The sequence below is a fragment of the Pseudomonas sp. A39 genome, assembly GCF_058145955.1.
In genome coordinates, this window is the sequence record NZ_JBYVMD010000022.1 from 49,992 (window position 1) to 63,165 (window position 13,174).

The following is a 13,174-nucleotide window of genomic DNA, read 5'->3' on the forward strand; positions in this document are numbered from 1 at the left end:
CTGGTGGCGAGGGCGCTTGCTCCCGATGGGCTGCGCAGCAGCCCCAAAACCGGCTGACGCGGGTTATCAGGCAAAACACGGACGCCGATGAGGGCCGCTTCGCGCCCCAACGGGAGCAAGCTCCCTCGCCACAAGGGGCGCGGCGGGTAAGTTCAAGAAGGAATGCGCATGACATTGACCGTCGACGCTTTGCTCAACCTGGCCATGGCCAACCCCATCAATGCCGAGATTACCGCGCGCCTGCCCGACCTTGGCGTGGACCAGTGCTTTCTCACGGCGGGCTGCCTGTTCCAGGCGGTGTGGAATCATCAGTCGAACCTGCCTGCTGACCAGGGCGTCAAGGACTACGACGTTTTCTACTTCGATACGGACCTGTCCTACGAGGCTGAGGATGCGGTGATCCGTGCGGCCGAGGTGCTGTTCAAGGACCTGGGCGTGAATGTTGAAGTGAAGAACCAGGCGCGGGTTCATCTGTGGTATGGCCAGCGGTTTGGTCGGCCGTATCCGCAGTTGCACACGGCCAAGCAGGGGATTGATCGTTACCTGGTGGCGGGTACGTGCATCGGCTTGGAGATTGCGACGGGTGAGGTGTATGCGCCGTATGGTTTGGAGGATGTGGAGCAGGGTGTGCTGCGCATCAACCCGCTGCATCCGGAGCGGGAGTTGTTTGTGCAGAAGGCCCGCAGTTATCAGGCGCGGTGGCCTTGGCTGAACATCGTGATGCCCTGAATTGCAGTGAACTTTTACCCGTGTCCTGCGCGTCCAAGCTTGAAATGCCCAGCCAAGGACCGACCATGACCTTCTTCATCTTCCTGCTCGCCTGCGCCGCCGCTGCCAGTACCGGCATCATCTTCAAACCCGGCGCCTGGTACGAATCCCTGGTCAAACCCAGCTTCACCCCGCCCAATTGGCTGTTCCCGGTGGCGTGGACGATCATCTACCTATTGCTGGCTTGGGCCGGTTATCGCCTGAGTCTTATCCCAGGTAGCCAAATGGTGTTGGCCCTGTGGGCGGCGCAGATCGCGTTGAATACGCTGTGGACGCCGGTGTTCTTCGGCGCCCATCGCTTACTGGCGGGGATGGTGATTATCGCGGTGCTGTGGGTGACCGTGGCGGCGATGGTGGTGCTGGCGGTGCGCCTGGACCTGATCACCGGCTTGATCCTGTTCCCTTACCTGGCGTGGCTGTGTGTAGCGGCAGCGCTGAATTTCTCGATCCTGCGGAATAACCGTTGATGGCCTACACACCCTGGCCCGCCAGTGAGCCTGAACGGGCCGAGATGCGCCGTTTCAACCAGAAACTCGCGTGGATGCCACGTTTTAAAATCCGCAATCGCGTTACGCCGCGCCTGATCCAGGCGTTGTTGCGCGCCAGTCAAAAGATCAAGCGGGCGCCGGTGGCTGAGACCCGACTCGTGGGGTCAGTCCCGGTGCGCATCCTGCGGCCGAGCGGCAAGCCCAAGGGCGTGGTGCTGGACATCCACGGCGGCGGCTGGGTGATCGGCAATGCGCAGATGAACGACGACCTCAACCTCGGCATGGTCAACGCCTGCGACGTGACGGTGGTGTCGGTGGACTATCGGCTGGCAGTCGACACGCCGGTCGAGGGCCTGATGGACGACTGCCTGGCGGCCGCCCGCTGGTTGCTGACCACCGATGAATTTGCCGACCTGCCGGTGATCGTCGTCGGCGAATCGGCCGGTGGGCATTTGGCGGCGGCGACGTTGCTGGCGTTGAAGCAATGGCCGGACGTGCTCAAGCGGGTGAGCGCAGCGGTGCTGTATTACGGCGTCTACGACCTGACCGGTACCCCGAGCGTGCGCACGGCGGGGCCGCACACGTTGTTGCTGGACGGGCCGGGCATGGTCGAGGCACTGCGCAGGCTGACGCCGGGGTTGAGCGATGAGGAACGTCGCCAGCCGCCGTTGTCACCGTTGTATGGCGATTTCGAAGGCTTGCCGCCGGCGTTGATGTTTGTGGGTGAGTTGGACCCGTTGAAAGACGACACGCTGTTGATCGCTGAGCGGTGGCCGGGGGCTGAGGCGCACCTGTTGCCGGAGGCGGCGCATGGGTTTATTCATTTTCCGGTGGCGATGGGGGGCGAGGTGTTGGAATATAGTCGCCGGTGGATTACGGCACAGATGGATGACCTGAGTTCGCGGAACCGATTGGAAGACTAAAGTACGCGCAGAGGCTGTTGAAATGGAGAAAATCGAACTATCAGGGATTGAGCTTGACTTCGATGAGATGGACGCACTTTGGGATAGAGTGGTTGTCGATTTTTTGAAAACGCCACGTTCACGCACGTTTTTGAACTGTTATAAACAACATCCGCAGTTGGCAGAACATACAGTAAAAGCGATACGTCGCTCGATCAGTATCACGGCTGAGCCGGGAAAGATTTTTTTGCGAGAGTTGATCAAAGAGGCACGTGACTTTTTGCGCTATTACAGAGAGTACTTGTCCTGCCCGATTGCGTTCGTTTCATTTGAAATGTGGGCCATTATTCAAGTGGTGCAAGAAGCGGAGTTGGCATTTATAGAAGTTTGCTCCAAGAAGAATATTGAAGTGCAACTCTCCGGGCACTTGATCCAACTGCTGGCCTCCAAGTCTGACCTTGTGCAACTTCGGTATGAGAAATATTTTGCTGCATCGGGCGCTCGGCTTAATGTTCAAAAGCTGGAGCTGCAGGTCAAGAAAAGGGAGAAGAAAACCGGCGGAGACTTCGCATTGCTTTTCGAGTGGAAAGATGTGCAGGGTAATCTGAAGGTGTGCCCAGTGATTTTTCAGGCTAAAAGAACCGACTCCGTTGACGTGGATATCAGTCAGTCAAATGCCGAGTCCGGGCCGCAGTTGGCTGTCCTGGCGAAATCAAAGTGCAATCCTTCATTTATTTTTTATCATTGTGACTCGCAAAATGATTTGCCGGAACCGCGATTCGCTACCGTAAAAAGCGTCGCGACTGTTATCTCAGAAGGATCGGTGTCCAAGACGAATGCTGTACATGATTCGTTGAGTTTGTCGGTGTTTATTCTCGATATCTTGAGTTCTGGAAATTACGTCGCTATGGATTCCAGAAAGGCGGCCCTTAATGCCATTTTGCCGGATGCCGAGTTATCGGAGTTGGCCGAGGTTATTACCTTTGGTAGCGACCCCACGGCCATTCTCGAATACCAGGCGGAGTACAAGCGTTATTTGGCTACCCGAAGGCGGTTAATTTCCACGTTTAGGAATAACAATTGACGGCACTGGTATTGCGCCCGGCCTTGGTGACTGACCTCCCGTCGATCTATCGCGGCGAAATGGGCTATATCCAGCAATGGGAGCCGGCCCACATGGTCGGATGGCGGCGTCAGATGGAGCGTCACCTGACCCGTTGGGTCGATAACTTTGAGCGTATGACCATCGCGATGTGGGACGGGCAGCTCGCCGGATATTCGCTGTGGGCTGCCGAGGACGATTCTGCCGAACTGAGCACGATCAATGTCGGCGCAGCGTTCCGGCGCCAGGGCATTGGCCGCGTGCTGTTGGACGCCTATGTGCTGGCAGCGGGGCGGGCGGGTTTTACCCGATGGCGTTTGAGCGTGCACCCGGATAATCCCGCGCGCAGGTTGTACGAGGGCGCGGGGTTCGTGTGTGTGGGCACTGGCTCCAATGGCTACCTGCGTTATGTGCGAGTGGCCGGATGATGGACGTTCACGCAGTAACCACCGGCGACATTTCCGACGTGCTGGATTTTGTTCTGCAGGCCCGTGCCGAACTCTTCCCCAAGCTCAGCGCAACCGGTCTACCGGCTGATTTGGCGCAGTTTGAGGCCATCTATCTTCACGGTGACGGGCGGTTTTTGATTGCGCGCCAACAAGGCCAAATCGTTGCCGCCATGGGTTATCTGCCCTATGACGGGCGTTTTGCGCAGTTGAATTACCAAGGCCGCAAGACGGTGGAAGTGGTGCGCTTGTTTGTAGCACCAGCGTTTCGCCGTTTTGGCTTGGCGGGGCAGTTGTACCGTGCGTTGGAAGCGATGGCGAAAGCCGATCGGGTGGAGGTGATGTACTTGCATACCCATCCGTTTTTGCCGGGGGCAATTGAATTTTGGGTTCGGCAGGGGTTTGAGGTCGTGGATGTGGAAGCAGACCCGGTGTGGCGGACGACGCATATGCACAGGGCTTTATAGATCAATGCTCCGGGGGGGGTTATTGCTCTGGGGGGCTTGTTGTAGTGAGCGGGCTTGCCCCGCGCTGGGCTGCGAAGCAGCCCCCTGAAGCCATACGCCACGGTTCGACCTGGAGGAATGCAGCGGCCTTATTGGGGCTGCTGCGCAGCCCAGCGCGGGGCAAGCCCGCTCACTACAGTAACGCTCTACTCAGGCTTTAGATCGGGCGTAGCCGCAGGATTTTCGCCCCATCAAACGGGTCTGTCAGGTAGTGCGCCTGCACCCCAAATGTCTCCTGCAACCGCTGTGGCGTCAGCACGTCCAGGGGTTTGCCCAGCGCCACCAACCGCCCGTGGTCCAGCACCGCCAAGCGGTCACAGGTCAGCGCCTGGTTCAGGTCATGCAGGGCAATCAAGGTGGTGACAGGCAACCGTTGCACGCCCTCCAAAATCCCCAGTTGATGCTGGATATCCAGGTGATTGGTCGGCTCATCCAATAACAGGATCTGCGGCCGTTGCGCCAATGCACGGGCGATGTGCACGCGTTGACGTTCACCGCCCGAGAGGCTGCGCCAGGCGCGCTGGCTCAGGTGGGTGGCGTCGACGTCATGCAAGGCCTGTTTCACGATGGCGTCGTCATCCAAGGACCACGGGCTCAACGCCGACAACCACGGCGTACGGCCCAGCGCCACGGCGTCGAACACGCGGATGGCGTCGTTTGTGTCGGCCTGTTGTTCCACCACCGCCAGTTGCTGCGCGATGTCGCGGCGGGACAGGCTGCCCAGGCGCCGGCCGCCCAGTAACACTTCGCCGGACGCGGGTGTACGCAGGCCGGCCAGCAGTTTGAGCAAGGTCGATTTGCCCGAGCCGTTCGGGCCGACGATGCCGAGGGTTTCGCCCAGGTGTACGTCCAGATGAATGTCGCGCAGCAGCTCGGCCTCGCGCACCTTGAAACCCAGCCCGGTGCAGCTCAGAACCGTCATCGCGCGTTCCTCCGGCCGATCAGGATCAGTGCAAACACCGGCGCGCCCACCAGCGCCGTGACCACGCCAACGGGAATCACCTGGCCCTTGATCAGCGTGCGTGACAGCACGTCCGCCGCAATCAAAAACAGTGCGCCACCCAAGGCGCTCGCCGGCAGCAGGCGCGAGTGCCCGGTGCCGAGCAGCAGGCGCACAGCATGCGGAATCACCAGCCCGACGAAGCCGATGGAGCCGACAATCGACACCATCACTGCCGTCACCAGGGCCGCGCAGCCCACCAGCACAAACTGCACCCGGCGCACCGGAATGCCGAGGGACGCTGCCGAGTCGCTGCCAAAGGTAAACGCATCCAGCGCCCGACGGTGCCACAGGCAAACGGCCAAACCCACGACCGCCACCGGCACCGCCAACCACACCGATGGCCAGCGCACGCCGCTGAGGTTGCCCAGCAGCCAAAACAGGATGCCGCGCGCCTGTTCGGAACTGGCCGATTTGGTGATCAGGAACGCGGTGAGCGCATTGAACAACTGCGAACCGGCAATGCCCGCGAGGATGATCTGGCCGGTGCCGCTGGCCGAACCGCTGGCGCGGGCCAGCAGGATCACCAGCGCAAACGCCGCCATCGCACCGACAAACGCGCCGGCGGACAACGAAATCAACCCGCCGCCCACGCCCATCAACGCCACCAATACCGCGCCGGTCGATGCGCCGGCGCTGATGCCCAGCAGGTACGGATCGGCCAGCGGGTTGCGCAACAGTGATTGCAGGATCACCCCGCACGTCGCTAACCCCGCACCGCAGGCGGCGGCGACCAGCGCGCGGGTGAGGCGGTAGTTCCACACCACGCCTTCATCAATGGGGTCGAGCACGTAGCCGGCCGCCCACAGTTTGTTGGCGAGCACCTGGAGCACGACCTGCGGCGAAATGGCGGTTTCGCCGATGGCCACGCCGGCGAGTACGGCGATCAGCAGCAATGCCAGGGCGAATAGGGTGCGCATCATTTTGGCAGGTCGTAGCCGTCGATGGCCGTGGCCAGTTGTTCAAGGCCGTCGAACATGCGGATGCTGGCCTGCAACGCCAGGGCGTCGAGGATGATGATGCGGTTGTTTTTCACCGCGTCCATGTTGCGGGTCACTGGGTCGCTGCGCAGGAAGGCGAGTTTCTTTTCATGGTCGTCGGCGGGGTAGCGGCGACGGTCCATGCGGGCGATCACCAGGAAGGTCGGGTTGGCCTTGGCAATGGTTTCCCAGCCGACGGCGGGCCACTCTTCATCGGACTGCACCACGTTGGACAGGCCGAGGGTTTGCAGCATGAACTGGGGAATGCCTTTGTGGCCGGCCACGTACGGGTCGCTGGCCATCTCCGAGCTGGAGAACCACACCAACGCGCTGGCCTGCTTGAGGCCTTTGCTCTGCACGGTGGCGACGGATTTGGCCAAGCGCGCCTTGAGTTCGTCGTTTAACTGCTGGCCGCGATCCTGTACGTCGAAGATCTGCGCCAATTGGCTGATGCTTTTATAAATGGTCTCGATACGGAACGGCTCCAGCCGCGTGCCGTCCGCGCCCACCAGGTTGTCCTTGCCTTCGCAGTCGGAGGGCAGCAGGTAGGTGGGGATCTTCAGTTCATGGAATTGCTCGCGGGTGCCGACCACGCCCTGCGGCCCGACCACCCATTCCAGCTCGGCGGCCACCAGTTGCGGGCGTTTGGCGATCACGGCTTCGAAGCTCGGCTCGTTGTTGGCCAGGCGCTCGATGCGGTCGTTCTGTGCCTTGTACTGCGGTAACACGCTGTTGAACCACAGCGAAGTGCCGACCACTTTATCGCCCACGCCCAAGGCGTAGAGCATCTCGGTAGCGGCTTGGCCGATGGTCACGCTGCGCGCCGGCGCCTGCTGGAAGGTGAGGCTACTGCCGCAGTTTTCCACGGTGAGCGGGTAGTGGGTGGGCGCGGCGTGGGCCAGGGCACAGAAGCCAATGCCGGTGAGCAGGGCGGTAACGCGTGGCAGCATGGGACGATCTCCGAGTGAACCGTACGTGCAACTGGGGAGGTACGGTTCGGAAATACACCCTCGAGCGCTGTGGTAGAGACAGGCAAGAATGTCCTTCCCGGACACCCCGCCGGTTAGTGATTGAGCTTGAGCCGGCAGGTCTCCTGACTGATGCGTCGTCGCCACGCTCCGGCCTTCCCGGACAAGGTCCAGTGGCATCGAGGAGCAGGCTCAGCACCTACAGTTGCGGGGGCAGTTCCGATTGACGCGGGGGGACCGCGCTTCGGATTCCCTATTAGTCCCGTTTGGGAACCGGCGCGGTATGGTAGTCGATCGCGAGGTTGAACGGGAGGCCGTGACGCCAACGGTGGCTCTTTGGCGGTGGGGCTCCTATGATGCGCAGCCAATGGATCGCTTTATCACAAGGAATACACAGTGAAATTATTTCTCGCGTTCGCCCTCGTAGCCACGCTCGCCGGTTGTGCCACCCAGGGTAAATCTGAAAAGCAGATTCTTGACGAGGCCGCCACCGCGTATGTCGCGTCGATGCCGGCCGGGTCGGACAAGCTCCGTTTGCACACGATGAGCATCCCCAAAAGCGGGATGTTCGGCGATACCCTGGCGATTTCCATGGCGGGTGAGCAAAACGCCGCTCGCCTCAGGGGAGAGCTGCTCGATGCCAAACGCTTGGGCGATGTGTTCTTTTTGATTATCGGTGCCGGCACGCCGGTTGATGTTGCGGTGATCGGCAAAGCAGTCGAAGGGCAGGATTTGAAGGGGATGCAGATTTACTACTCGGGTACTGAGGCGCAGAAGGACACGGTGCGTGCGGCGGTCGAGAAAACGCAGGCGCAGTTTCATTACATCAATGCGCAATGAGGGTTTGCCCGTTGGCCTGATAACTCTGGGTACGGTGCCGGACCTGTGGCGAGGGAGCTTGCTCCCGCTGGCGGCCTGACAGATGGCCTGGATGTTGGGTCAGACCGGGTACATATCCGTTGCTGCGGTAACGGCCGCTGTGGGTTCCGCCCTTACGGCGGGTCACTTTTGGAAGAGCGCCAAAAGTAACCAAAAACGCTTCGCCCCAACACTCGGCACCTCGCCTAGGCTCGGTGTGCCCTCACTCCGGCTTGAATCCGTGGGCCGCCGCCACGCGCCATCCATGGCGCGGGGCGGCTAACCCGGCGTCCTGCCGGGTTACCCACGGATTCAAGCCTGCGTTCGGCCAGCGTGTTTGACGGGGCGCCTAAGATCAAAAGCACGATCAAGATCAAGATCAAGATCAAGATCAAGATCAAGAGCGGCTCGCTTCGCATCGTGGTTGGCGTTGGTCGTTATCAACATGTGAGGGCTCGGTTAGAGCCGAATGTCTTCTGGACCTTGTATCAGTGCTTCAATCCGCGTGCCGGTGGCGCGTTCTTCGTTGCTGAAACCGTCGTAGTCGGCCAGGTTGGCGAAGCGGATGCCGGTCAGGCGTTCGATCTGGATGACGCTGCGCTGGTAGGTCCGGAGTTGGCCGAACACCAGATCGAGTTGGCCCAGTTCGCGGCTCTGGTCGATCATGTAGGCGCTGGCGGAAGGTTTGCCGTCGTCGCTGAGGTAGGCGACCACTTTCCAGAACGCTTTGGGGATTTTCACGCCCCGGTAGACGCGGTCGTCATCGGCGAATACCGGGCCGGTAAACACCGTGGCGCGGGCTTTCCAGCGCTGGGTGTTGTCGAGGATGTAGTCTTCGAGTTCCAGCCAGGTCTTCTGGTTGAACCCGCTCATTTGCGGCGAGCAGTTGGTGAAATGGAAGGTGTCGAGGTTGGCGGTTTTAGCGTCGTCGCCCCAGTTGGGGTCTTGGCGGCGTACCAGGTGGCCGCGATCCAGGCCATTGCTGGCGTAGAGCGCTTCGCCCACCTGCGCGTCGATGGGCAGGCGGCCGTCATAGGCCCAGGTGTCGTTGTTGCGCACGATGTCCACATGCTGCCCGCCGTCGATGTTGACGCCTACATACAGCGCGAGCCGTTTTGAGCGGGACATCGTTATCGAGAAGTGTGTGTAGTCCAGGCGCTCCTTCTGTGCATCCCCCGCCAAGGCCTCTTCAACCGTGGGCCAGGGCACCACGAAATTGCCGAGAAAGTCTTCTGTGTAGCCGCGGCGGTCCTTCAAGTCTTTGGCCGGTGTGACGTGGGGTGTCGCCGCCCTGGCCTCCAAGAGGGTGGGGCTGGGCGCAATCAACGGGCGCAGGTCGGCGAGCCGTGGACGGTGGGAAAGATCGATTTTGGCTTTACGGGCAGGCATCGGTAAGTCCTCCTTGGATAAACACGACTGCAACATAGGTTAATGACAATTGATGACACGCGTTAACGTCTCGGGGCTATCCTGAATCGGTTGCCTGGACGTTGTCACATACTCAATGGAGCCTGACCATGTGTGTTCGCCACCCCCGTCACCCGATTTTCTGCCTGATTCCGCCGTACATGCTCGACCAGATCGCACGTAATGGCGATAAGGCGCAACGGGATGTCGCATTGCGCACCCGCGCCAAGGACAGCACGTTCCGCTCGCTGCGCATGGTCGCGGTGCCCGCCAAGGGCCCGGCCCGCATGGCCTTGGTCATGGGCGCCGACAAACGGCGTTCGATCTACAGCGCCGAAGGCACCGATAGCCTGCCCGGCAAGCTGGTGCGTGGCGAAGGCCAGCCCGCCAGTGGTGATGCCGCGGTGGACGAGGCCTATGATGGCCTGGGCGCCACCTTCGATTTTTTCGATCAGGTGTTCGACCGTAACTCCATCGACGATGCCGGCATGGCCTTGGACGCTACCGTTCACTTTGGCCAGAACTACAACAATGCGTTCTGGAACTCGACCCAGATGGTGTTTGGTGATGGCGATGAGCAACTGTTCAACCGCTTCACGGTGGCGCTCGATGTGATTGGCCATGAGTTGGCCCATGGCGTGACCGAGGACGAGGCCAAACTGATGTATTTCAACCAATCCGGCGCGTTGAACGAGTCGCTGTCGGACGTGTTCGGTTCGTTGATCAAGCAATACGCGTTGAAGCAAACCGCAGAGGACGCCGATTGGCTGATCGGCAAAGGGCTGTTCACCAAAAAGATCAAAGGCACCGCCCTGCGCTCGATGAAAGCCCCCGGCACGGCGTTTGACGACAAACTGCTGGGCAAGGACCCTCAGCCGGGGCACATGGATGATTTTGTGCAGACCTACGAGGACAATGGCGGGGTGCATATCAATTCCGGCATTCCCAACCATGCGTTCTACCAGGTCGCGACAAAACTCGGCGGGTTTGCCTGGGAGCGCGCCGGGCGCATCTGGTATGACGCGCTGCGCGATGCGCGGTTGCGGCCCAATTCGGGGTTCCTGCGTTTTGCGCGCATTACCTACGATGTTGCCGGTCGACTCTACGGCGCGAACAAGGATGAACAGAAGGCGGTCAAGGACGGTTGGAAGGCGGTCGGCATTTCTGTCTGACGTGAGGAACAACCATGCAAATTTCGATCAAGGAAAACGGCGGGGCCGGGTATTTTCCGGGCCTGGCCAAGCCGCGTACGGTGGAACTGGCCACACTGCCCGAGCAGGACCAGCAGGAGTTGCGGCAGCTTATCGAGGCCGCCGACTTCTTCCAGCTGCCGCAAAGCAACGCACCGACCCCCGGTAATCCGGGCCAGGTGCATTACACGCTGACCGTGACAGAAGGCCAGCGCGAGCACACCGTCTGTGTGCTCGCGCCGGTGAAGTCGCAGGCGCTGGACGGCCTGGTGCAGTGCGTGCGGCGGCATATCCGTGATTGAGGTTCAGGTCGGGGCGTGCACCTTGTCCGCGAGGGACGCGCCCAGGCAGTAGAGCAACCCGCCCGCGATCACAAACAGCGCCAGCAGGTAGAACATGCAATGGGCCGGCTGTGACACCAGCACCATCCCGCACAGTACCGGCCCCAGTGCCGCGCCGACGTTGCCGAGGTTTTGCGCGCCGTAGTACATGCCGCGCAGATGATCGGGCGCGATGATGTCGATAAACATGTATTCGGCAGGGAACACGATGATTTCGCCCAGCGTGAAGATCGCCATGGACACCACCCAGAACGTCAGCGAGGTGGACAAGCCAAACCCCGCCAACCCGACGATGAACATCGCCAGCCCTCCGGCGAGCCACAGGTGCAGGTGTTGATGGGTGATCCGCTTGCCAATCGTGTATTGCAGGCTGATCACCATCAGCGCGTTGGTGGCCACCACGCTGCTGATAATCCGGTAGGCCGCCTCGGGCGTGGTGGTGACGACCAGGTATTGCGAGAGGTAAGCCGTGAACTGGCCAAACACCACGGCGCTGAGGATGCCGCCCAAGGTAAAGCACACCAGGCGGTAGTCCCTCAGCAGTAATTTGCCCACCGCCAGGAAGGGCGCGGCGGGCTGGCTGGCGTGGGTTGGCGCCCAGTGCCTGTCGCCCCACACGCAATAAACCATGAAGAACCCGGCCCCAAGCCCCGCCGAGGCCAAAAAGGGCAGGCTGATGGCCAGTGCGGCTAGCCCAGCACCGAGGAACGGGCCGACGGCATAGCCGATATTGGTCAGGGTGTATTTGATCGAAAACGCTTCGCTGCGCGCCTCGGCGGGAAGCAGTCGGCCAAACCCGGATTTGACCGCGATATCGATGACGGCGTAGGCCAGGTTGATCGCGACCAGGCAGACGTAGAACACCCACAGATCCTGAGCGATAAACGCCCCCAAAAAACCGCCGGTGAACACCGCGCAACAGCCGAGGATCAAGCGATGACTGGGCAGGCTGTCCACCAGAAAGCCGCCATACAGGCTTAACAAAGAGCCGATGATCAGCGAGCCGCCGATCACCAGGCCGATGTCGGCGACGCCCAACTGGAACTGGCTCGACAGGTAGATCACCAGATAGGGCAGGGTGATCGCCCTGGCGAGCGTCAGCACCAGGGACGCGCCCATTAGCAGGTTGACGGCCAGGGGGTAGTTTTTCAGCGTGGTCAGCATCCGAGCCTCAGTGCCAGGGTTTATCCGGTCATAGCTTACTGTTGAGCTGATTTCTGATTTAGGATGCTTTTTACTAAGTTGCCTGAACTGAATTCACCAATACAGGATGTGCATGTTTTCTTCCGAACGCTTGAAGGGTATCGATGTGTTTGTGTGTGTCTCGGACCACGGCAGCTTTACCGCCGCCGCCGAGAAAATGAACCTGACCGCCTCGGCCATCAGTAAAAGCATCGCGCGGCTGGAAAAACGCTTGGGTGTTCGGCTGTTCCAGCGCACCACGCGGCGCTTGTCCCTCACCGATGCCGGTGTGGCGTTTTACCGGACGTGCACGGGCGTACTGGCCGACTTGGAAGAGGCCGAGCTTTTACTGCACGTGGAAAATACCGAGGCCCGCGGTCGTGTGCGCATCGACCTGCCCAGCGCATTGGGGCGCGCGCAGGTACTGCCGGTGTTACTGCCTTTTTTGCAGGCGCATCCGCTGCTATTGGCGCACTTCACGTTTGGCGACGGGTTCATCGAGCCGTTCGAGGAAGGCGTGGACATTGTGGTGCGTATCGGCGGCACGAATGCCTGGCCGGAAACCGTCGGGCAGCGTGTGCTCGCCCATGAATGGCATAGCTTGTATGCCTCGCCGGTCTACTTGTCGCGGCACGGCACCCCGCTGTCGGAAGACGATCTTGAGCACCATCAGTGCATCGCCTACGGCTGGGTGGACGGGCGCATCAGCCCATGGAATTTCGCGGATGAACAGGGCGCTCCCCGACGCCGGCAGATCACCCCGCAACTGGTGGTGGGCAATGGAGACGGGCTGTTGATGGCCGCCTTGGCCGGTTGCGGCATCGTGCAATTGCCCTCGTGGATGGTCCAGCAACCGCTGCAGGAAGGGACGCTGGTCGAGGTGTTGCCCCACCTGGCCACCCAAGGGGCGGCAATCACGTTGGGCTGGGTCAAAAGCCGCCAGGCGTTGCCCAAGGTACGCGTGGTACTGGAGGCATTGGTGGCCGGGCTTGGGAAGCAATAGCTTCAGGTGATTTAACTGGGGGGAGGGGGCAAG

General features: G+C 60.8%; 15 protein-coding genes and 1 riboswitch. Of the genes, 10 read left to right on the forward strand and 5 right to left on the reverse strand.

Annotation, left to right across the window (positions count from 1 at the left end):
- The first annotated feature begins 168 nt into the window (after window positions 1-168).
- The 6 genes from AC3ZU9_RS17785 to AC3ZU9_RS17810 all read left to right on the forward strand — a co-directional run bounded on the left by AC3ZU9_RS17785 (window position 169) and on the right by AC3ZU9_RS17810 (window position 4,173).
- Window positions 169-729, forward strand: coding sequence for a nucleotidyltransferase family protein (locus tag AC3ZU9_RS17785; RefSeq protein ID WP_046036617.1), 561 nt, complete (start codon window positions 169-171; stop codon window positions 727-729).
- A 65-nt stretch (window positions 730-794) separates the two neighbouring features.
- Window positions 795-1,235, forward strand: coding sequence for a tryptophan-rich sensory protein TspO (gene tspO / locus AC3ZU9_RS17790; RefSeq protein WP_046036618.1), 441 nt, complete (start codon window positions 795-797; stop codon window positions 1,233-1,235).
- Window positions 1,235-2,179 (forward strand): alpha/beta hydrolase fold domain-containing protein, encoded by a 945-nt coding sequence (locus AC3ZU9_RS17795; RefSeq protein ID WP_490091123.1) that lies wholly within the window; start codon window positions 1,235-1,237, stop codon window positions 2,177-2,179. Before tspO ends, AC3ZU9_RS17795 begins: the two co-directional genes overlap by 1 nt.
- A 22-nt stretch (window positions 2,180-2,201) precedes the next feature.
- Entirely contained in the window at window positions 2,202-3,242 is a 1,041-nt protein-coding gene (locus tag AC3ZU9_RS17800) for a hypothetical protein (protein ID WP_490091124.1), read from the forward strand.
- Window positions 3,239-3,688, forward strand: coding sequence for a GNAT family N-acetyltransferase (locus AC3ZU9_RS17805; protein ID WP_490091125.1), 450 nt, complete (start codon window positions 3,239-3,241; stop codon window positions 3,686-3,688). Before AC3ZU9_RS17800 ends, AC3ZU9_RS17805 begins: the two co-directional genes overlap by 4 nt.
- Window positions 3,688-4,173, forward strand: a complete 486-nt coding sequence (locus AC3ZU9_RS17810; protein WP_490091136.1) for a GNAT family N-acetyltransferase — start codon at window positions 3,688-3,690, stop codon at window positions 4,171-4,173. Before AC3ZU9_RS17805 ends, AC3ZU9_RS17810 begins: the two co-directional genes overlap by 1 nt.
- Before the next feature lie 196 nt (window positions 4,174-4,369).
- On the opposite strand, the gene AC3ZU9_RS17815 is transcribed toward AC3ZU9_RS17810, so the two are convergent.
- The 3 genes from AC3ZU9_RS17815 to AC3ZU9_RS17825 are packed head-to-tail and all read right to left on the reverse strand — an operon-like array spanning window position 4,370 to window position 7,142.
- Entirely contained in the window at window positions 4,370-5,134 is a 765-nt protein-coding gene (locus tag AC3ZU9_RS17815) for an ABC transporter ATP-binding protein (protein WP_122811171.1), read from the reverse strand.
- Window positions 5,131-6,135, reverse strand: coding sequence for a FecCD family ABC transporter permease (locus AC3ZU9_RS17820; RefSeq protein ID WP_015884998.1), 1,005 nt, complete (start codon window positions 6,133-6,135; stop codon window positions 5,131-5,133). The genes AC3ZU9_RS17815 and AC3ZU9_RS17820 overlap by 4 nt, the downstream gene beginning before the upstream one ends.
- Entirely contained in the window at window positions 6,132-7,142 is a 1,011-nt protein-coding gene (locus tag AC3ZU9_RS17825) for an ABC transporter substrate-binding protein (protein WP_102062120.1), read from the reverse strand. The genes AC3ZU9_RS17820 and AC3ZU9_RS17825 overlap by 4 nt, the downstream gene beginning before the upstream one ends.
- A 116-nt stretch (window positions 7,143-7,258) precedes the next feature.
- Window positions 7,259-7,453, reverse strand: a riboswitch (cobalamin riboswitch).
- Between the two features lie 103 nt (window positions 7,454-7,556).
- On the opposite strand from AC3ZU9_RS17825, the gene AC3ZU9_RS17830 reads away from it, so the two are divergent.
- Complete coding sequence (locus AC3ZU9_RS17830) at window positions 7,557-8,000, forward strand: hypothetical protein (protein WP_015884996.1); 444 nt, start codon at window positions 7,557-7,559, stop codon at window positions 7,998-8,000.
- Between the two features lie 477 nt (window positions 8,001-8,477).
- Here the strand turns inward: AC3ZU9_RS17830 and AC3ZU9_RS17835 are convergent, their stop codons facing one another.
- The gene (locus AC3ZU9_RS17835) at window positions 8,478-9,407 is read right to left on the reverse strand and encodes a DNA/RNA non-specific endonuclease (RefSeq protein ID WP_122810198.1); all 930 of its coding nucleotides are present in this window, start codon (window positions 9,405-9,407) and stop codon (window positions 8,478-8,480) included.
- Between the two features lie 128 nt (window positions 9,408-9,535).
- Here AC3ZU9_RS17835 and AC3ZU9_RS17840 point away from each other — a divergent pair, with 128 nt between their 5' ends.
- Both AC3ZU9_RS17840 and AC3ZU9_RS17845 read left to right on the forward strand, forming a co-directional pair.
- On the forward strand, window positions 9,536-10,597 hold the full coding sequence (locus tag AC3ZU9_RS17840; RefSeq protein ID WP_015884994.1) for a M4 family metallopeptidase: 1,062 nt from the start codon (window positions 9,536-9,538) through the stop codon (window positions 10,595-10,597).
- A 14-nt stretch (window positions 10,598-10,611) separates the two neighbouring features.
- Window positions 10,612-10,917 carry a protealysin inhibitor emfourin gene (locus tag AC3ZU9_RS17845; protein ID WP_046035301.1) on the forward strand — a complete coding sequence of 102 codons (306 nt, stop codon included), beginning with the start codon at window positions 10,612-10,614 and terminating at the stop codon, window positions 10,915-10,917.
- Window positions 10,918-10,920: 3 nt separating this feature from the next.
- On the opposite strand, the gene AC3ZU9_RS17850 is transcribed toward AC3ZU9_RS17845, so the two are convergent.
- Window positions 10,921-12,120: an MFS transporter gene (locus tag AC3ZU9_RS17850; protein WP_490091126.1), complete on the reverse strand. Its 1,200-nt coding sequence runs from the start codon at window positions 12,118-12,120 to the stop codon at window positions 10,921-10,923.
- Window positions 12,121-12,232: 112 nt separating this feature from the next.
- Between AC3ZU9_RS17850 and AC3ZU9_RS17855 the strand changes: the two genes are divergently transcribed.
- The gene (locus AC3ZU9_RS17855; protein ID WP_102062123.1) at window positions 12,233-13,141 is read left to right on the forward strand and encodes a LysR family transcriptional regulator; all 909 of its coding nucleotides are present in this window, start codon (window positions 12,233-12,235) and stop codon (window positions 13,139-13,141) included.
- The last annotated feature ends 33 nt before the right edge of the window (window positions 13,142-13,174 follow it).

Coding starts and splice junctions, on each gene's coding strand:
- AC3ZU9_RS17820 (WP_015884998.1), bottom strand. CDS start 6,135: ATGATGCGCACCCTATTCGCCCTGGCATTGCTGCTGATCGCCGTACTC.
- AC3ZU9_RS17855 (WP_102062123.1), top strand. CDS start 12,233: ATGTTTTCTTCCGAACGCTTGAAGGGTATCGATGTGTTTGTGTGTGTC.
- AC3ZU9_RS17785 (WP_046036617.1), top strand. CDS start 169: ATGACATTGACCGTCGACGCTTTGCTCAACCTGGCCATGGCCAACCCC.
- AC3ZU9_RS17825 (WP_102062120.1), bottom strand. CDS start 7,142: ATGCTGCCACGCGTTACCGCCCTGCTCACCGGCATTGGCTTCTGTGCC.
- AC3ZU9_RS17845 (WP_046035301.1), top strand. CDS start 10,612: ATGCAAATTTCGATCAAGGAAAACGGCGGGGCCGGGTATTTTCCGGGC.
- AC3ZU9_RS17795 (WP_490091123.1), top strand. CDS start 1,235: ATGGCCTACACACCCTGGCCCGCCAGTGAGCCTGAACGGGCCGAGATG.
- AC3ZU9_RS17850 (WP_490091126.1), bottom strand. CDS start 12,120: ATGCTGACCACGCTGAAAAACTACCCCCTGGCCGTCAACCTGCTAATG.
- AC3ZU9_RS17800 (WP_490091124.1), top strand. CDS start 2,202: ATGGAGAAAATCGAACTATCAGGGATTGAGCTTGACTTCGATGAGATG.
- tspO (WP_046036618.1), top strand. CDS start 795: ATGACCTTCTTCATCTTCCTGCTCGCCTGCGCCGCCGCTGCCAGTACC.
- AC3ZU9_RS17835 (WP_122810198.1), bottom strand. CDS start 9,407: ATGCCTGCCCGTAAAGCCAAAATCGATCTTTCCCACCGTCCACGGCTC.
- AC3ZU9_RS17840 (WP_015884994.1), top strand. CDS start 9,536: ATGTGTGTTCGCCACCCCCGTCACCCGATTTTCTGCCTGATTCCGCCG.
- AC3ZU9_RS17810 (WP_490091136.1), top strand. CDS start 3,688: ATGGACGTTCACGCAGTAACCACCGGCGACATTTCCGACGTGCTGGAT.
- AC3ZU9_RS17815 (WP_122811171.1), bottom strand. CDS start 5,134: ATGACGGTTCTGAGCTGCACCGGGCTGGGTTTCAAGGTGCGCGAGGCC.